Origin of the sequence: Ramlibacter sp. PS4R-6 (assembly GCF_037572775.1) — a bacterium.
GTDB lineage: Bacteria > Pseudomonadota > Gammaproteobacteria > Burkholderiales > Burkholderiaceae_C > Ramlibacter.
On record NZ_JBBHKA010000001.1, the window covers coordinates 791,624 to 808,388 of the forward strand.

The following is a 16,765-nucleotide window of genomic DNA, read 5'->3' on the forward strand; positions in this document are numbered from 1 at the left end:
CGCACTGGAGTTTCCCGACATGGACACCGCATCGCCTTCCATCTCTCCCACTGAACTGTCCGCGCGCCTCGCGCGCAACGACGCACCGCTCGTGCTCGACGTGCGCCGCGACGTGCGTTACGCCGAGGCCGATTGCGTCTTGCCGCAGGCGCAGCGCTGCGACCCCAACGACGTGGCGAGCTTCGCCGCGTCGCAGGCGCCGCGTGAAGCCGTGGTGTATTGCGTGCACGGCCTCGAAGTCGGCGAGCAAGCCGCCGCGCAGCTGCGGGCGCAGGGCTGGGACGCCCGGTTCCTGGAAGGCGGCATCGAAGGCTGGCGGGCCGCGGGTCTGCCGACCATTCCCAAGCGCGGCGAAGCATGACGCACGGCGTGACCTTCGCCGAGGCCTTCCGCTTCTGGCTGAAGCTCGGCTTCATCAGCTTCGGCGGGCCGGCCGGGCAGATCGCGGTGATGCACCGCGAGCTCGTCGAGGGCCGGCGCTGGATCTCCGAGAAGCGCTTCCTGCACGCGCTCAATTACTGCATGTTGCTGCCGGGCCCGGAGGCGCAGCAGCTGGCCACCTACATCGGCTGGCTGATGCACCGCACCTGGGGCGGCATCGTGGCGGGCGCGCTGTTCGTGCTGCCGTCGCTGTTCATCCTGATCGCGCTGTCGTGGATCTACGTGGCCTATGGCCACGTGAGCTGGATCGCGGGCCTGTTCTACGGCATCAAGCCCGCGGTGGCGGCCATCGTGCTGCAGGCGGTTTGGCGCATCGGCAGCCGCACGCTGAAGGACCCGCGCCGCGTGCCGCTGCTGTGGGCCATCGCCGTCCTGAGCTTCGTCGCGATCGCGGCGCTGCACGTGCCCTTCCCGTGGGTGGTGCTCAGCGCGGCCATCGCCGGCGCGCTCGGCGGCAAGTACCTGCCGGCGCAGTTCGCGGGTGGCGCCGGCCATGCGGCGAAGGCGCAAGCGCACGGCAGCGAGCGCTACGTGATCGACGACGACACGCCCACGCCGCCGCATGCGCTGTTCCAGCGCAGCCGCCTGGCCCTTGTCGTCGCGGCGGGCGCGGTGCTGTGGCTGGTGCCCATGGCCGCGCTGCTGGCCTCGAGCGGCTGGGACGGCACGCTGGCGCAGATGGGCTGGTTCTTCACCAAGGCCGCGCTGCTCACCTTCGGCGGCGCGTATGCCGTGCTGCCCTACGTCTACCAGGGCGCGGTCGAGCAGTTCCAGTGGCTCACCGCCGCGCAGATGATCGACGGCCTCGCGCTCGGCGAGACCACCCCGGGCCCCCTGATCATGGTCGTGGCCTTCGTCGGCTTCGTCGGCGGCTGGACGAAGCAGGTGCTGGGGCCCGACCTGCTCTTCACCGGCGCGGCCCTCGCGGCCACGGTGGTCACCTGGTTCACCTTCCTGCCCTCGTTCCTCTTCATCCTGGCCGGCGGGCCGCTGGTGGAAGCGACGCACGGCAACATGAAGTTCACGGCGCCGCTGACGGCGATCACCGCGGCGGTGGTCGGCGTGATCGCGAGCCTGGCGCTGTTCTTCCTCGCGCACATCGCCCAGCCGGTGGCGGGCGGGCCCGTCGACTGGCGTGCATTGGTCATCGCCACCGCGGCCGCAGTAGCACTGTTGCGCTACAAGGTGGGCGTGATCTCCGTGATTGCCACATGTGCGCTCGCGGGTCTGGTCCTATCATCGGTCGGATGAAAATCCTCATCACCGGTGGCAGCGGTTTCGTCGGCGCGCGGCTCGCGCGTGCGCTGCTGGCGCAAGGCCAGTTGTCCGTGGCGGGCGCGCCGGCCCGCAAGGTCGAGTCCATCACCCTGGCCGACCGCGCGCCGCCGCCCGACGACCTGGCGAAAGATCCGCGCATCACCTTCGTCGGCGGCGACCTGAACGAGCAGCTCGCGTCGAAGCAGGTTCCCGCAGCCGGCACCGAAGTCGTTTTCCACCTGGCTGCCGCCGTCAGCGGCGAATGCGAAGCCGACTTCGACCTGGGCATGCGCAGCAACTTCGCCGCGACGCATGCGCTGCTGGAAGCGTGCCGCGCGCTCGGCAACCGGCCGACGGTGGTGTTCTCCAGTTCGGTGGCCGTGTTCGGCAAGTTGCCGGGCGGCGAGATGCCCGACCCCATCGAGGACTTCACCCTGCCCACGCCGCAATCGAGCTACGGCAACCAGAAGGCGATCGGCGAGCTGATGATGGCCGACTACGCGCGCAAAGGCTACATCCGCGCGCGCAGCGTGCGCCTGATGACGGTGAGCGTGCGGCCCGGCCGTCCCAACGGCGCGGCGTCGAGCTTCTTCTCCGGGATGATCCGCGAGCCGCTGGCGGGCGTGCGCGCGCAGGTGCCGGTGGGGGCGGAGGTCCAGCACCCCATCCTGTCGCCTTCGCTCACCATCGAGGGCCTGATCCGCTGCGCCGAAGCGAGCGATGCCGAGTGGGGGCCGCTCACCGGCCTGAACCTGCCGTCGCTGTGCGTGAGCGTCGGCGAGATGGCGGCGGCGCTGGAGCGCGTGTCGCCCGAAGCCGCGCGCCTGCTCGACTGGGTGCCGGACGAACGGATCGGCAAGCTCGTCTATGGCTGGCCGGGCAAGGTGCACTGGCCGCGCGCGAAGGCTCTCGGCCTGAAGGCGAACACCGACTTCGAATCGATCGTCCGCGAGTACATCCGCGAGAACCCGCAGGCGGTGAAGGTCGCGGTGCGCTGACATGGGCCGGAAGATCGCGCTCATCGGGCTCGGCGCCATGGGCGCGGGCATGGCGGGGTCGCTGCGGCGCGCCGGGCACGAGGTCCACGTGTGCGATGCGCGCGCCGGCGTCGCGCAGCAGTTCGCCAAGGACGGCGGCGTGGCGTGTGCGACGCCTGCCGAGGCCGCGCGCGATTGCGACATCGTCGTCTCCGTCGTGGTGAATGCGGCGCAGACGGAGGATGTCCTCTTCGGCGCCAACGGCTGCGCGGCGGCGATGAAGAAGGGCAGCGTCTTCGTCATGTGCTCCACCGTCGACCCCAACTGGTCGGCGGCGCTCGAGGGCCGCCTGCAGGCCCTGGGCCTGCAGTACCTCGACGCACCCATCTCCGGCGGCGCGGCCAAGGCCGCGGCGGGCCAGATCACGATGATGACGGCGGGCCGCCCCGAGGCGTATGCCGCCTGCGGCGACGTGCTCGAGGGCATGGCCGCCAAGGTCTACAAGCTGGGCGCGCGCGCCGGCGCGGGCAGCAAGGTCAAGATCGTCAACCAGCTGCTCGCGGGCGTGCACATCGCCGCGGCCGCCGAGGCCATGGCGCTGGGCCTGCGCGAAGGCGTGGACCCCGAAGCGCTCTACGACGTCATCACGCACAGCGCGGGCAACAGCTGGATGTTCGAGAACCGCATGCCGCACGTGCTGGCGGGCGACTACACGCCGCTGTCGGCCGTGGACATCTTCGTGAAGGACTTGGGGCTGGTGCTCGACCTCGCGCGCGCGACCAAATTCCCGCTGCCGCTCTCGTCCACCGCGCACCAGATGTTCATGCAGGCCTCCTCCGCCGGCCACGGCCGCGAGGACGACAGCGCGGTGATCAAGACATTCCCCGGCATCGAGCTGCCCCAGAAGAAATGAGCCGTTTGCTGCTCGGCTGCATCGCCGACGACTTCACCGGCGCCACCGACCTGGCCAACAACCTGGTGCGCGCCGGCATGCGCGCCGTGCAGGCCATCGGCGCGCCCACCGGCGCGCTCGATGCCGAAGCGGACGCGGTCGTCATCGCGCTGAAGTCGCGCACCATCCCCGCGCAGGAAGCGGTGGCGCAGTCGCTCACCGCACTGGCTTGGCTGCGCGAACAGGGCGCGCGCCAGGTCTACTTCAAGTACTGCTCCACCTTCGACAGCACGCCGGCCGGCAACATCGGGCCGGTGGCCGAGGCGTTGATGGACGCGCTGGGCACCGATTTCGCAATCGCCACGCCAGCCTTCCCCGACAACGGCCGCACCGTGTTCAAGGGCCACCTCTTCGTCGGCGAGCAGCTGCTGTCCGACAGCGGCATGCGCGACCACCCGCTCACGCCGATGCGCGACGCGAACCTGGTGCGCGTGCTGCAGGCGCAGTGCCGCCGCAAGGTCGGCCTCATCGACCACCGCACCGTCGCGCAGGGCGCGCCCGCCATCCGCGAGCGCATCGCGCAGCTGAAGCGCGAGGGCGTGGGCCTGGCCATCGTCGATGCGGTGTCCAACGACGACCTCGTGCGCCTCGGCCCTGCGGTCGCCGACCATGCGCTCGTCACGGCCGGCTCGGGCGTGGCGATCGGCCTGCCGCAGAACTTCGGCATCGCCCCCTCCTCGCAGGCCAGCGAATTGCCGCGTGCAAGCGGCCTGCGCGCGATCGTCTCGGGCAGCTGCTCGCAGGCGACCAACGCGCAGGTGGCGGACTTCATCGCCAAGGGCGGCCATGCCTTCGCGCTCGACCCGCTGCGCATCGCGCGTGGCGAAACCGTCGTCGAGGAAGCGCTGGCCTGGGCGCAGCCGCTGCTGGCGCAGGGCCCGGTGCTCGTCTACTCGACGGCCGATGCGTCCGCCGTGAAGGCCACGCAGTCGCAACTGGGGGTGGCCGAAGCCGGCGCGATGGTCGAGCACGCCCTCGCCGCGATCGCGCGCGGCCTGGTCGAGCGCGGCGTGCGCCAGCTGCTCGTGGCCGGCGGCGAAACGTCCGGCGCCTGCGTGCAGGCGCTGGGGATCACCCAGTTGCGCATCGGGTCGCAGATCGACCCCGGCGTGCCGTGGTGCCATGCGCGCGTGGGCGGCGAGGGCGCGCACATCGCGCTGAAGTCGGGCAACTTCGGCACGACCGATTTCTTCACCAAGGCCTTCACGCTGCTCGCATGAACGCCGAAAGCCGCGCCCGCGAAGAGATCTGCCGCATCGGCCGCAGCCTGTTCGAGCGCGGCTACGTGCACGCCACCGCCGGCAACATCAGCGTGCGGCTGCCCGATGGCGGCTTCCTGATCACGCCCACCGACGCGTGCCTGGGCTTCCTCGACCCGGCGCAGCTGTCGCGCGTCGATGCGCAGGGCCAGCACGGCGGTGGCGCGCGCCCGAGCAAGACATTGGTGCTGCACCGCGCGATCTACGCCGCCGCCGGCCGCTTCGATGCCGAGACGCGCTGCGTGATCCACACGCACAGCACGCATTGCGTGGCGCTGAGCCTGGGCTGCACCGACGCCGAACTGCTGCCACCGATCACGCCGTACTTCGTGATGAAGGTGGGCCATGTGCCGCTGATCCCGTACCACCGCCCCGGCGCGAGTGCCGTGGCGGACCTCGTCGCGCAGCAGATCGCGCAGCACGGCGAAGCCGGCCACGCGATCCGCGCCGTGATGCTGCAGCGCCTGGGGCCCAACGTGTGGCACGACTCGCCCGCCGCCGCGATGGCGGTGCTGGAAGAACTGGAAGAAACCGCGCGGCTGGTTCTGCTGGCCCGCACGCCGCCCGCGCCGCTGGCGCCGGACCAGATCGACGAGCTGCGCCGCACCTTCGGCGCGCGCTGGTAAAGGACACACGCATGCCGCGATTCGCCGCGAACCTGTCGATGCTCTATCCCGAGCTCGATTTCCTCGACCGCTTCGAGGCCGCCGCGCGCGACGGCTTCCGCGCGGTCGAGTACCTGTTCCCCTACGCGTACGAGGCCAAGGAGCTGAAGGCGCGGCTCGATGCCAACGGCCTGCAGCAGGTGCTGTTCAACGCGCCGCCCGGCGACTGGGACAAGGGCGAGAAGGGCCTGGCCTGCCTGCCCGGCCGCGAGGCCGAGTTCCGCGCCGCCATCGCCAAGGCCATCGACTACGCCGGCGTGCTGGGTTGCCCGCGCGTGCACGTGATGGCGGGCCTGGCGCCTGAAGGCGCGGACCGCGCCGCGCTGCGCCGCACCTACGTCGGCAACCTGCGCGTCGCGGCGGCGGAAGCCGCGAAGGCGAAGCTCGATGTCCTCATCGAGCCGATCAACACGCGCGATATCCCCGGCTTCTTCCTCAACCGCCAGGACGAGGCGCACGCCATCGTGCAGGAAGCGGACGCGGCGAACCTGAAGGTGCAATTCGACCTGTACCACTGCCAGATCGTCGAGGGCGACGTGGCGATGAAGATCCGCCAGTACCTGCCGACGGGCCGCGTGGGGCACTTCCAGATCGCCGGCGTGCCGCAGCGGCACGAGCCGGACGTCGGCGAGGTGAACTACCCCTACCTCTTCGACGTGATCGACGAGGTCTCCGCGAGCTGCGGCTGGCAGGGCTGGGTGGGCTGCGAATACCGGCCCGCGCGCGGCGCCGCGGCGGGCGGCACCAGCGCGGGCCTCGCCAGCTGGTTCCCGCGCTGGCGCTGATGCCGCTCACGCTCGCCGGTCCCGTCCACAGCGACCTCACCATCAAGAAGAGCCGCTTCATCGGCTGCGTGCAGGCAGTGGCCGGCCGCAGCGAGGCGCAGGCCATCGTCGCGCAATTGCGCATCGAGCACCCGGGCGCCGCGCACGTGTGCTGGGCGCTGCTCGCGGGCGGCCAGTCGGCGGCCAACGACGACGGCGAGCCTTCCGGCACCGCGGGCCGGCCGATGCTGGAGGTGTTGCGGCGGCAGGACCTGGACGGCGTGCTGGCGACCGTCGTGCGCTATTTCGGCGGCGTGAAGCTCGGCGCGGGCGGCCTGGTGCGCGCCTACACCGACGCGGTCGCGCAGGCGCTGCTGGGCGCCGGCAAGATTCCCATTCGCCAACGTGTGGCCCTGCGCTGCGCGGTTCCGTATGCGATGGAAGGCATGGTGCGGCGCGAGCTCGAGAAGGCGCAGGCCGTGCTCGACGGCGTCACGCACGGCGATGCCGTGCAGTTCGCCTTCACGGTCGTCGAGGGCGACGCGGCCGCGCTCGTCGCGCGCCTGAACAAAGCCGGCCAAGGCCAGCTGGCTTGGCTGGAGGCGTGAGCCTTCAGTCGCCGCTGCGTTTGAGGACGCTGATGGTGCCGTCGGCCTCGAGCACGGCCATGCGCATGTCCTCGATTTCGCAATTGTTCTCGCGCAGCGCCTGTTCCACGTCCGATTCGGGCACGCGCTCGCGCTTGAGGACGTCCTTGTAGATCGTCCCGTCGCGGCCGATCAGCACGGGGCTGCCCTGCAGCACGGCGTCGACCTTCTGGAAGCGCGAGGCGAGGACGACGACCAGCGTGTTCAGGACGATCAGCGTCGCCGCCGCGATGAGGCCGCCGGGCAGCGAGTCGTCCTGGCCGTTGATCGAGCCGCTCACCGCCTCGGACAGCAGCATGACGACCACCAGGTCGAACGGCGCGAACTGGCCCACGGTGCGCTTGCCGGTGGCGCGCACCATCACGAGCAGCACCACGTACACGACCGAGGCGCGCACGACGAACTCCCACCAGGCGTGGTCCATGTCGAGCATGCAGGCAGTACAGCACGGCGCGGGGCCGTGCGGTGTCAGACAAGTTTGGCGGAAGGGGCGGCCGGCGGGGGCGGCGCGGCGAACGCGGCGTCGACCATGGCCGTCATCACCAGCAGCAGGGCGAGCGCCAGCAGGCACCGCAGGAACAGGCCCATGATCGGCGTCATGCCGGGCGATGCGTCGGGGGGCTACAGCGTGATGAGGGTGCGGCGGCCGTCGAGCATCTGCTCGACGATGGCGGCGCTGTCGCCGACTTCGGCCACGGCTTCGCGCAGCTGCCACTCGCTGCAGTCGAACTTCTTGCGCCACCAGTTCACTTCGCGCGGGTCGGACAGGTCGATGCGGCCGCGGTCGCGCGGCACGGATTCGAAGACGTAAGCCATGAATCGGCTCCCAACGTTGTTTTGACTACTTCGGGCATTGGGCGCGTGTTGCAGTGGGCGCCCTGAGCGTCAGCAGCGAAACAGCGTGTAATCCGGCGCCTAAGCTTGCGAAGGCAAGCGACGGATGAGCTCCATGGCGGCGGCCGGCGCCCGCTCCTTGGCGCCGTTGATGAAGAAGCAGAACACCTCGCGCCGCGATCCTTTGGCCACCCAGGCGCGGCAGCCCTGCGCCCACTGGTCCAGCTGCGCCACCGGGTAGCCGGTGGGGCAGGACGCTTCGCTGCGCATCAGGCGCAGGTAGGCCAGGTCGGATTCGGTGTCGGGGATGTTGGGAAACTTCTCCGAGTCGGTGAACACCGTCGCGCAGCCGTGGCGGCGCGCGAGGTCCAGGTACTGCTCGTTGGCGAACGTCGGGTTGCGCACGTCCAGTACGTGGCGCAAGGGCCGCCCGCCGGCTTCGCGCGGCAACAGCTTCAGGAACGCCTCGAAATCGGCCGGATCGAACTTCTTGGTCTCCATGAACTGCCACAGCACCGCGCCGAGCTTGTCCTGCAGTTCGGCGATGCCGCTGGCGACGAAGCGCTCGATCGACTCGCCGGCCGTGGCCAGCACCTTGCGGTTGGTGGCGAAGCGGTTGGCCTTGAGCGTGAAGACGAAGCCTTCGGGCGTCTCGTCGCGCCACTTGGCGAAGGTCGCCCGCTTCATGGTGCTGTAGTAGGTGCCGTTGACCTCGATGGCCGTCAGTTGCCGGCTGGCGTGGTGCAACTCGCGGCTGTGCGGCAGCCCCCGGGGGAAGAAGTTGTCGCGCCAGGGCTCGTAAGTCCAGCCGCCGACGCCGACGCGGATGCGTGTGTCCATGACGGCATGTTAGGCCCGGGTGGCAGGGGATTTGTCAGTGGCGTACAGTTCATGGTTCCGCTGTTTCACGCCACAAGCGAACCTCAGCCATGAACGCACCCCTGCACCGGGAAATCCCCGCCGGCCTCCTCGATCCCGCCTCCGCGCTGACCCACGCCACCGAGCAATGGGACCGCGACATCGTGCGGCAACTCACCGACTACATTGCCATCCCCGCCAAGTCGCCGGGCTTCGACAAGGACTGGGTCCAGCACGGCTTCATCGACACCGTGGTGCGCAACGCCGCCGCGTGGATCGAGGCGCAGAAGGTCGAGGGCCTGAAGCTCGAGGTCGTGCGCCTGCCCGGCCGCACGCCGGTGCTGTTCTTCGACATCGCGGCGACCAAGGCCGATGCGAAGCAGACCGTGCTGATGTACGGCCACCTGGACAAGCAGCCGGAGTTCACCGGCTGGCGCTCGGACCTGGGCCCGTGGACGCCCAAGTACGAGGACGGCAAGCTCTATGGCCGCGGCGGCGCCGACGACGGCTACGCCGCCTACGCCAGCATCGCCGCCGTGCAGGCGCTCAAGGCGCAGAAGATTCCGCACCCGCGCATCGTCGGCATCGTGGAAACGTGCGAGGAGTCGGGCTCCTACGACTTGCTGCCCTACGTCGACGCGCTGCGCCCTCGCCTGGGCGATGTGGGCCTGGTGATCTGCCTGGACTCCGGCGCCGGCAACTACGACCAGCTGTGGCTCACGACCTCGCTGCGCGGCATGACCAGCGGCGTGCTGAAGGTGCAGATCCTCACCGAAGGCGTGCACTCCGGCGATTCGTCGGGCCTGGTGCCGTCGAGCTTCCGCATCATGCGGCAGGTGCTCGACCGCCTCGAGGACAGCAAGAGCGGGCGCCTGCTGCCCGACAGTTTCCATTGCGAGATCCCGGGCGAGCGCCTGGAGCAGACGAAAGCCACCGCGAAGATCCTCGGCGACGAGGTGTGGAAGCGCTTCCCCTGGGCGCACTTCGATTGCGCCGGCTCGAGCACCTTCTCGCTGCCCACCACGACCGACCCGCTGCAGGCACTGATCAACCGCACGTGGAAGCCGACGCTCTCGGTCACGGGCGCCGAAGGCTTCCCGACCTTGCAGGACGCGGGCAACGTGCTGCGTCCCTACACCGCGTTCAAGCTGTCGCTGCGCCTGCCGCCGCTGGTCGATGCGGCCAAGGCCACAGAAGAGCTCAAGCAGCTGTTGGAAGACAACGCGCCCTACCAGGCCCGGGTGACGTTCGAGGCCGACCACGCCGCCACCGGGTGGAATGCGCCGCAGACGGCGCCCTGGTTCGCGCAGGTGCTCGACGCCGCGTCGCAGGCGCATTTCGGCGCGCCCTGCGGCTTCATCGGCCAGGGCGGCACGATCCCGCTGATGAACATGCTCAGCGAAGGCTTCCCCACGGCGCAGATGATGGTGTGCGGCGTGCTCGGCCCCAAGAGCAACGCGCACGGCCCCAACGAATTCCTGCACGTGCCCTACGCCAAGAAGCTGACGGCCGCCGTCGCCCAGGTCATCGCCCAGATGCCTTGATGGGCTGAAGCCCGCGGATTTCCTGTGATTTCGCGCACAGGAAACCTGCGGCGCATTCACCGGGAGACGCTGCGGGGCGCGCGGCGTGTGGCGTGGGCGCAAAACCCCGTTGCGCAACGCAACGCCGCGCGCGAACATGCCGCGGCAATGGCTCCCGAACCCGTCGAATCGACGCTGTCCACCTTCACCGCGAGCGATGGCGACAACCTCGCCATGCAGGACTGGCCGCTGCCCGAAGGGGTGGCGCAGCGCGGCACGGTCGTCATCGTGCACGGCCTGGGCGAGCACGCCGGCCGCTACGACCACGTGGCGCGGCGCCTCAACGAATGGGGCTTCGCCGTGCGCGGCTACGACCACTACGGCCACGGCGATTCGGGCGGCGTGCGTGGCGCGCTGCCGGTGGAATCGCGCTTCATCGACGACCTCGGCGACGTCGTGCAGAGCACGCGCCAGCGCATGAACGCGGGTTTGCCGCTCATCGTCTTCGGCCACAGCATGGGCGGGCTGGTCGCCGCCTGCCTCGTCGCGCTGGGCCAGGTGCGCGTGGACGGCCTCGTGCTGTCCTCGCCCGCGCTCGACGCGGGCCTGACGCCGGTGCAGAAGTTCCTGCTCGCCACCTTGCCGCGCATCGCGCCGAACCTTGTCGTGCGCAACGGCATCGACCCGCACAACATCTCGCGCGACCCCGCCGTGGTTGCCGCCTACCAGGCCGACCCGCGCGTGCACGACCGGATCTCGGCGCGCCTGGGGCGCTTCATCGCCGACGCGGGCCCGACGGTGATCGCGCACGCCGCGCAGTGGTCGGTGCCGACGCTCTTGATGTTCGCGGGCGAGGACAAGCTGGTGTCGCCGGCCGGCAGCCGCGCCTTCGCCGAGGCCGCGCCGCCGCAGGTGGTGGCCACGCACTGCTTCGAGCACTGTTTCCACGAGATCTTCAACGAGCCCGACAACGAGGCCGTGTTCGGCATGCTCCAGCGCTGGCTGGACGCGAACTTCCGGCGCTGAAGGCCGCGGCTAGGAAAGGGTGAGCAGCGCGAGCGCCGCGATCGGCGCCGTCTCGGCGCGCAACACGCGCGGACCCAGGGACACGCGCGCGAAGCCCGCATCGACGGCGGCCTGCTCCTCACGCGCGTCGAGCCCGCCCTCGGGGCCCGACAACACAAGGCATTCCTTCCCGTCGGCAAGCAGGGCGTTGTCCAGCCGCGGCGCCTGCGCATCCAGCGACAGCACGAACCTCACTGGCGGCAAGGCGCGCGTCAACCATTCGGCGTAGCCGGCGGGCTCCTGCACCACCGGCAGCCGGTTGCGCCCGCTCTGCTCGCACGCCGCCGCGGCGATCGCCTGCCAGTGCTCCTGCTTCTTCTGCGCGCGTTCGCCGGCCACGCGCAGGATGGCGCGCGCGGTCACCAGCGGCTGGATCGACGCGGCGCCCAGCTCCGTCGCCTTCTCCACCAGCCAGTCCATGCGCTCGTTGGCGGGAATGCCGATGGCGAGGTGCACGGCAACCCCCACCTCGCGCTCGACCTCTTCATATTGCGTGACGCGCACGTCGACGTCGCTGCGCCCCATGCGCTCGATCACCGCGCGCCACTGGCCGCCTTCGCCGTTGAAGAGCAGCACCTCCTCGCCCGGCTGCAGCCGCAGCACCTGGACGTGCCGCGCCGGGCCCGGCGGCAGCGCGAGCGCCTGCCCGGACGACAGGCGCGTGGGGCAGTACAGGCGTGGCACGGCCTACAGGCGCCCGAAGGAATACGCCGACGCGGCCTCGGTGCCCTCGATCCCGTCGACCAGGCGCAGCAGCGGCGCGAGCTCGCGGTAGCGCGAGGCGGTGGCGCGGATGTAGCCGATGAAGCGCGGCGCATCGGCCAGGTATCGGGGCTTGCCGTCGCGCAGCGTCAGGCGCGCGAAGATGCCGGCGACCTTCAGGTGCCGCTGCAGGCCCATCCACTCCACCGCGCGGTAGAACTCGCCGAAGTCGGTTCCCACGGGCAGGCCGGCCTTGCGCGCCTTCTCCCAGTAGCGCACGGTCACGTCGAGCACGAACTCCTCGTCCCACGACAGGAAGGCGTCGCGCATCAGGCAGGCGATGTCGTACGTGATGGGCCCATAGACCGCGTCCTGGAAGTCGAGCACGCCCAGGCGCGCCTCGCCGGCGTCGCGCGGCATCATCAGGTTGCGCGGCATGAAGTCGCGGTGCACGTAGACCGAGGGCGACGCGAGGTTGCGGTCCATGATGAGCGCGAACTGCGCATCGAGCACCTGCCGCTGCTCGTCCGTGAGCGTGACGCCGCGGTGCTTCGCGATGTACCAGTCGGGGAAGAGGGCCAGCTCGCGCGCCAGCAGCGCGCGGTCGTAGGGCGGCAGCACCGCGGGCTTGGACGCCAGCTGCCAGGCGATGAGCGCGTCGGCCGCAGCCATGTAAAGCGCGCGGTTGGCCTCGGGATGCTCGCGGTCCACCGCCTCGATCATGGTCTGCGTGCCCAGGTCGGTGAGCAGCATGAAGCCGTCGGCTTCGTCCCACTCGAGCACGCGCGGCGCGTTCAGGCCGGCGTCGGCCATCAGCCGCGCGACCTTCACGAAGGGCTTGCAGTCCTCCTTGTCGGGCGGCGCGTCCATGACGATGAAGCTCGCGCCCTGCGCGTCGTCCACGCGCAGGTAGCGGCGGAAACTGGCGTCGGCGGAGGCGATGCGAACGGACGACGGCACGAGGGCGTGCGCCGGCGCGACCCGGGCCAGCCATGCGTCGAAGCGCTGCGCGCGCGCGGCATCGCTCCAGGGGACCGCACCGGGGGTTACTGCAGGGGATGTGGGGGGTGCGCTCATGGATAATCGATTCTACAAATCGCTCGATGCCCCAACCGAGAACGAAGGCGCGCCGCGCCCCCTTTTCCCTCACGCCGGTCGCGCTCGTCGCCTGTGCCCTGCTGCACGCGCCGCTCGCGCATGCGCAGGCCCCGGCCGAGCCGCCGCTGCAGCTGAAGTCCACGCCCATGCTGCGCGAGGACGTGCCGCAGGCTTCGCGCCAGCAGTTGCCGTCCTTCGTCTCGGGCGACACGATCCACGGCACGCCCGACCTCGACACCGTGGTCGAAGGCCACGCGGAGCTGCGCCGTGGCGACACGGTGATCCGCGCCGACCGGCTCGAGTACTACGCGCCCGACGACCTGGCCAAGGCGCGCGGCAACGTGCGCATCAACCGCGCGGGCAACGTGTTCGAGGGGCCGGAGCTGCAGCTGAAGGTCGAGTCCTTCGAGGGCTTCTTCAACCAGCCGCGCTACCGCCTGCTGCGCAACGACGCCTACGGCCAGGCCGACCGCGTCGACTTCATCGACGACAAGCGCAGCGTCATCCGCAACGCCACCTACACCACCTGCCAGCGCGAGGACTACCCGGGCTGGATGCCGGCGTGGATCCTGCGCGCGGACAGCATCCGCATCGACGAGGAAGAGGAGGTCGGCCAGGCACAGGGCGCGTCGCTGTCGTTCCTGGGCATGGCGGTGCCGGTACCGTCGATGAGCTTCCCGCTCACCGACAAGCGCAAGTCGGGCCTGCTGCCGCCCACCATCGGCGTGGACAACGTGAGCGGCGTCGAGGTGACGATGCCCTACTACTGGAACATCGCGCCCAACCGCGACGCCACGATCTACCCGACGCTCATGAGCAAGCGCGGGCTGGACCTGGGCGCGGAGTTCCGCTACCTCGAGCCGACTTACCGCGGCACCGTGCGCGGCGACTACATGCCGGGCGATTCGCTGCGCCACCGCGACCGCTGGGCCTATGCCGCGCGCCACGACGGCGTGTTCAGCACGGCCGCCGGCGGCCTGGGCCTGCACCTGGACCTCAACCGCGTCAGCGACGACAACTACTGGCGCGATTTCTCTCGCGCCAGCGCCTCCCTCACGCAGCGCCTCTTGGCCAACGAGGGCACGCTGTCGTGGGCGCAGGGCAACTTCTCGGTGAGCGCGCGCGCCCTGAAGTGGCAGACGCTGCAGGACGTGAGCGCGCCCATCACGCCGCCGTATGACCGGATGCCGCAGGTGGTGGCGCGCTACGCGCGCGAGCAGCTGCCCGGCGGCTTCGACACGCTGCTGGAGACGGACACGACGCGCTTCCGCTCCGACGAGACCTTCACGCTGCAGCCCAACGCCGTGCGCACCTATGCGCTGGCGCGCATCGCGCGGCCTTGGCAGGCGCCGGGCTGGTTCGTCATCCCCAGGCTGCAACTGCACGCCACGCGCTACGAGTTCGACACGCCGCTGGTCGCGACCGGCTCCTCGGTCGCCACGCGCACGGTGCCCACCTTCAGCCTGGACAGCGGCCTCGTCTTCGAGCGCGACGCGAACATCTTCGGCCGCGCGCTGCGCCAGACGCTGGAGCCGCGCGCCTTCTACGTGAAGACGCCCTACCGCAACCAGAACTTCCTGCCGAACTACGACACGGCGCGCTACGACTTCAGCTTCGCCACGGTCTACAGCGAGAACGAGTTCGGGGGCCACGACCGCCTCGCCGACGAGGACCTGCTCACCGTCGGCGTGGGCACGCGCCTGCTGGATGCGGAAACCGGTGCGCAGGCGGCGCGCTTCGACATCGCGCAGCGCATCCGCTTCCGCGACCAGCTCGTCACGCTGCCCGGCCAGGCGCCCGCGACCGAGCGCCTGTCGGACATCCTGCTGGGCGCTTCCGTCAGCTGGGTGCCGCAGTGGGGGACCGACCTGACGCTGCAGTACAACCCCAAGACCGGGCGCTCCGAGCGCGCCACGTTCGCCGCGCGCTACAACCCGAAGCCCTACCACGTGGTCAGCGCCGCCTACCGCGTCCAGCGCGAGCAGCCCGACCAGAGCGAGCAGCTGGACATCGGCTGGCAGTGGCCGATCTCCGACCTGTTCGGCAAGCGCGCCTCCGAGCGCAGCGGCGGGCGCTGGTACAGCGTGGGCCGCCTGAACATGAGCCTGAAGGACCGCCGGGTGGTCGACGGCATCGTCGGCTTCGAATACGACGCCTGCTGCTGGGTCGGGCGCATCGTGCTGGAGCGCTTGCAGTCGGGCAACACCTCGTCGAACAAGCGGATCCTCTTCCAGATCGAGTTCGTGGGCTTCACCCGCATCGGTTCCAGCGCCCTGCAGACGCTGCGCGACAATATCCCCCGTTACCAGTTCCTGCACGAGCGCACCGCGCCGCCCAGCCGCTTCACGAATTACGAGTGACCGCACCATGACACTTCGCGCCGCCGCCATCGCGCTGGCTGTACTTCTCGCGCCCCTGGCCGCCACGGCCCAGGGCCTGCGCCCGGCCACGCCGGTGCCGCCCGCCCGCATCGAGGCCGGCCCGCAGCCGGCCGACTTCATCGTGGCCGTCGTCAACTCCGAGCCCATCACCAACAACGACGTGCGCGCGCGCATGGTGCGCTTTGCGCAGCAGCTGGCCGAGCAGGGCCAGCAGCCGCCGCCGCGCGAGGAGTTCGCGCGGCAGGTGCTGGAGCGCCTGATCAACGAACGCGCGCAGATCCAGTTCGCGCGCGAGAACGGCGTGCGCATCGACGACGCGCTGGTCGACCAGGCCGAGCAGCACGTGGCGCGCACCAACCAGGTCACCGTGGCCGAGATGCGCCGGCGCGTGCTGGCCAGCGGCTCCTCGGTCGCCGCCTTCCGCAACGAGCTGCGCGAGCAGCTGGTGCTGCAGCGCCTGCGCGAGCGCGAGTTCGACAACAAGGGCCGCGTGAGCGAGCTGGAGATCGACCAATACCTGCGCGACCAGGAAGCCGCGGCGCGCGACCCCAACAACGTCGAGTTCAACCTGGGCCACATCCTCATCGGCGTGCCCGAGAACGCGTCGATCGAGCAGACCACGCAACTGGCGGCGCGCGCGCAGCAGGTGCTGGCGCGGGCGCGCGCGGGCGAGGACCTGGTCAAGCTCGGGCAGGAATTCCCCGACGGGCGCGACTTCGGCGCCACCGGCGCGCCCGTGGGCGCGCGCCCGCTCGACCGCCTGCCGCCGCTCTTCGTGCAGGCGGTGCAAGGCGTGCCCGAAGGCGGCGTCGCCAACATCGTGCGCTCGGCCGCAGGCTTCCACATCATCAAGGTCTACGAGCGCCGCTCCGGCAGCCTGGCGCAGCAGACGGTGGTGCAGAACCACGCGCGCCACATCCTGATCCGCCCCGGCCCCAACATGACCGAGACGCAGGCGGTCGCGCGGCTGGGCGATTTCAAGCGCCGCATCCAGGCGGGCCAGGCCGACTTCGCGCAGCTCGCGCGCGAGCACTCGCAGGACGCGAGCGGGCGCAACGGCGGCGACCTCGGCTGGGCCGGGCCGGGCGTGTTCGTGCCCGAATTCGAGGAGGCGCTGAACACGCTGGCGCCGGGCCAGATGGCCGACCCGGTGATCTCGCGCTTCGGCGTGCACCTGATCCAGCTGCTGGAGCGCCGGCAGTCCAGGCTGTCGCAGCGCGAGCTGCGCGACGTGGCGCGCAACATCCTGCGCGACAAGAAGATCGACGAGGCCTATGTCGCGTGGGCCGAGGACGTGCGCGGGCGCGCCTTCGTCGACTTCCGCGAGGCGCCTCGCTGAAGC

General features: G+C 70.5%; 18 protein-coding genes. 12 read left to right on the forward strand and 6 right to left on the reverse strand.

The features are described from left to right. Window positions 1-19: 19 nt before the first annotated feature. Genes WG903_RS03905 through WG903_RS03940 form a run of 8 tightly spaced genes read left to right on the forward strand, consistent with a single transcriptional unit; the run spans window position 20 to window position 6,923 of the window. The gene (locus WG903_RS03905; protein ID WP_340072911.1) at window positions 20-361 is read left to right on the forward strand and encodes a rhodanese-like domain-containing protein; all 342 of its coding nucleotides are present in this window, start codon (window positions 20-22) and stop codon (window positions 359-361) included. Beyond that, a complete protein-coding gene (chrA, locus tag WG903_RS03910) occupies window positions 358-1,692 on the forward strand; it encodes a chromate efflux transporter (RefSeq protein WP_340072912.1) in 1,335 nt (444 codons plus the stop codon). Before WG903_RS03905 ends, chrA begins: the two co-directional genes overlap by 4 nt. Continuing rightward, complete coding sequence (gene denD, locus WG903_RS03915) at window positions 1,689-2,696, forward strand: D-erythronate dehydrogenase (RefSeq protein ID WP_340072913.1); 1,008 nt, start codon at window positions 1,689-1,691, stop codon at window positions 2,694-2,696. Before chrA ends, denD begins: the two co-directional genes overlap by 4 nt. A 1-nt stretch (window position 2,697) precedes the next feature. After that, complete coding sequence (ltnD, locus tag WG903_RS03920) at window positions 2,698-3,588, forward strand: L-threonate dehydrogenase (protein WP_340072914.1); 891 nt, start codon at window positions 2,698-2,700, stop codon at window positions 3,586-3,588. Further along, on the forward strand, window positions 3,585-4,847 hold the full coding sequence (gene otnK, locus WG903_RS03925) for a 3-oxo-tetronate kinase (protein ID WP_340072915.1): 1,263 nt from the start codon (window positions 3,585-3,587) through the stop codon (window positions 4,845-4,847). Before ltnD ends, otnK begins: the two co-directional genes overlap by 4 nt. Then, entirely contained in the window at window positions 4,844-5,512 is a 669-nt protein-coding gene (locus WG903_RS03930; protein ID WP_340072916.1) for a class II aldolase/adducin family protein, read from the forward strand. Before otnK ends, WG903_RS03930 begins: the two co-directional genes overlap by 4 nt. An 11-nt stretch (window positions 5,513-5,523) precedes the next feature. Continuing rightward, window positions 5,524-6,336: a 2-oxo-tetronate isomerase gene (gene otnI / locus WG903_RS03935; RefSeq protein ID WP_340072917.1), complete on the forward strand. Its 813-nt coding sequence runs from the start codon at window positions 5,524-5,526 to the stop codon at window positions 6,334-6,336. Continuing rightward, window positions 6,336-6,923 carry an IMPACT family protein gene (locus WG903_RS03940; protein WP_340072918.1) on the forward strand — a complete coding sequence of 196 codons (588 nt, stop codon included), beginning with the start codon at window positions 6,336-6,338 and terminating at the stop codon, window positions 6,921-6,923. The genes otnI and WG903_RS03940 overlap by 1 nt, the downstream gene beginning before the upstream one ends. 4 nt (window positions 6,924-6,927) lie before the next feature. Here WG903_RS03940 and WG903_RS03945 read toward each other — a convergent pair whose 3' ends face one another. From WG903_RS03945 to WG903_RS03960, 4 genes are all read right to left on the reverse strand, one after another. Continuing rightward, window positions 6,928-7,395, reverse strand: a complete 468-nt coding sequence (locus tag WG903_RS03945) for a DUF421 domain-containing protein (protein ID WP_340072919.1) — start codon at window positions 7,393-7,395, stop codon at window positions 6,928-6,930. A gap of 35 nt (window positions 7,396-7,430) precedes the next feature. Beyond that, on the reverse strand, window positions 7,431-7,562 hold the full coding sequence (locus WG903_RS03950; protein ID WP_340072920.1) for a hypothetical protein: 132 nt from the start codon (window positions 7,560-7,562) through the stop codon (window positions 7,431-7,433). 21 nt (window positions 7,563-7,583) lie between these two features. After that, the gene (locus WG903_RS03955) at window positions 7,584-7,778 is read right to left on the reverse strand and encodes a DUF3606 domain-containing protein (RefSeq protein WP_340072921.1); all 195 of its coding nucleotides are present in this window, start codon (window positions 7,776-7,778) and stop codon (window positions 7,584-7,586) included. A 99-nt stretch (window positions 7,779-7,877) separates the two neighbouring features. Next, on the reverse strand, window positions 7,878-8,636 hold the full coding sequence (locus WG903_RS03960) for a DUF72 domain-containing protein (RefSeq protein ID WP_340072922.1): 759 nt from the start codon (window positions 8,634-8,636) through the stop codon (window positions 7,878-7,880). 89 nt (window positions 8,637-8,725) lie between these two features. Here WG903_RS03960 and WG903_RS03965 point away from each other — a divergent pair, with 89 nt between their 5' ends. Further along, window positions 8,726-10,198, forward strand: coding sequence for a M20 family metallopeptidase (locus WG903_RS03965; RefSeq protein ID WP_340072923.1), 1,473 nt, complete (start codon window positions 8,726-8,728; stop codon window positions 10,196-10,198). A gap of 147 nt (window positions 10,199-10,345) precedes the next feature. Further along, window positions 10,346-11,203: an alpha/beta hydrolase gene (locus WG903_RS03970; RefSeq protein WP_340072924.1), complete on the forward strand. Its 858-nt coding sequence runs from the start codon at window positions 10,346-10,348 to the stop codon at window positions 11,201-11,203. Window positions 11,204-11,212: 9 nt separating this feature from the next. Here WG903_RS03970 and WG903_RS03975 read toward each other — a convergent pair whose 3' ends face one another. Then, window positions 11,213-11,926 carry a 16S rRNA (uracil(1498)-N(3))-methyltransferase gene (locus tag WG903_RS03975; RefSeq protein ID WP_340072925.1) on the reverse strand — a complete coding sequence of 238 codons (714 nt, stop codon included), beginning with the start codon at window positions 11,924-11,926 and terminating at the stop codon, window positions 11,213-11,215. 3 nt (window positions 11,927-11,929) lie between these two features. Then, on the reverse strand, window positions 11,930-13,021 hold the full coding sequence (locus WG903_RS03980; RefSeq protein ID WP_340072926.1) for an aminoglycoside phosphotransferase family protein: 1,092 nt from the start codon (window positions 13,019-13,021) through the stop codon (window positions 11,930-11,932). A gap of 26 nt (window positions 13,022-13,047) precedes the next feature. Between WG903_RS03980 and WG903_RS03985 the strand changes: the two genes are divergently transcribed. Both WG903_RS03985 and WG903_RS03990 read left to right on the forward strand, forming a co-directional pair. Next, window positions 13,048-15,402, forward strand: a complete 2,355-nt coding sequence (locus WG903_RS03985; protein WP_340072927.1) for an LPS-assembly protein LptD — start codon at window positions 13,048-13,050, stop codon at window positions 15,400-15,402. A 7-nt stretch (window positions 15,403-15,409) separates the two neighbouring features. Continuing rightward, entirely contained in the window at window positions 15,410-16,762 is a 1,353-nt protein-coding gene (locus WG903_RS03990) for a peptidylprolyl isomerase (RefSeq protein WP_340072928.1), read from the forward strand. The last annotated feature ends 3 nt before the right edge of the window (window positions 16,763-16,765 follow it).

Coding starts and splice junctions, on each gene's coding strand:
- WG903_RS03990 (WP_340072928.1), top strand. CDS start 15,410: ATGACACTTCGCGCCGCCGCCATCGCGCTGGCTGTACTTCTCGCGCCC.
- ltnD (WP_340072914.1), top strand. CDS start 2,698: ATGGGCCGGAAGATCGCGCTCATCGGGCTCGGCGCCATGGGCGCGGGC.
- WG903_RS03970 (WP_340072924.1), top strand. CDS start 10,346: ATGGCTCCCGAACCCGTCGAATCGACGCTGTCCACCTTCACCGCGAGC.
- WG903_RS03980 (WP_340072926.1), bottom strand. CDS start 13,021: ATGAGCGCACCCCCCACATCCCCTGCAGTAACCCCCGGTGCGGTCCCC.
- WG903_RS03905 (WP_340072911.1), top strand. CDS start 20: ATGGACACCGCATCGCCTTCCATCTCTCCCACTGAACTGTCCGCGCGC.
- WG903_RS03985 (WP_340072927.1), top strand. CDS start 13,048: ATGCCCCAACCGAGAACGAAGGCGCGCCGCGCCCCCTTTTCCCTCACG.
- WG903_RS03945 (WP_340072919.1), bottom strand. CDS start 7,395: ATGCTCGACATGGACCACGCCTGGTGGGAGTTCGTCGTGCGCGCCTCG.
- WG903_RS03930 (WP_340072916.1), top strand. CDS start 4,844: ATGAACGCCGAAAGCCGCGCCCGCGAAGAGATCTGCCGCATCGGCCGC.
- WG903_RS03940 (WP_340072918.1), top strand. CDS start 6,336: ATGCCGCTCACGCTCGCCGGTCCCGTCCACAGCGACCTCACCATCAAG.
- denD (WP_340072913.1), top strand. CDS start 1,689: ATGAAAATCCTCATCACCGGTGGCAGCGGTTTCGTCGGCGCGCGGCTC.
- WG903_RS03950 (WP_340072920.1), bottom strand. CDS start 7,562: ATGACGCCGATCATGGGCCTGTTCCTGCGGTGCCTGCTGGCGCTCGCC.
- otnI (WP_340072917.1), top strand. CDS start 5,524: ATGCCGCGATTCGCCGCGAACCTGTCGATGCTCTATCCCGAGCTCGAT.
- chrA (WP_340072912.1), top strand. CDS start 358: ATGACGCACGGCGTGACCTTCGCCGAGGCCTTCCGCTTCTGGCTGAAG.
- WG903_RS03955 (WP_340072921.1), bottom strand. CDS start 7,778: ATGGCTTACGTCTTCGAATCCGTGCCGCGCGACCGCGGCCGCATCGAC.
- WG903_RS03960 (WP_340072922.1), bottom strand. CDS start 8,636: ATGGACACACGCATCCGCGTCGGCGTCGGCGGCTGGACTTACGAGCCC.
- otnK (WP_340072915.1), top strand. CDS start 3,585: ATGAGCCGTTTGCTGCTCGGCTGCATCGCCGACGACTTCACCGGCGCC.
- WG903_RS03965 (WP_340072923.1), top strand. CDS start 8,726: ATGAACGCACCCCTGCACCGGGAAATCCCCGCCGGCCTCCTCGATCCC.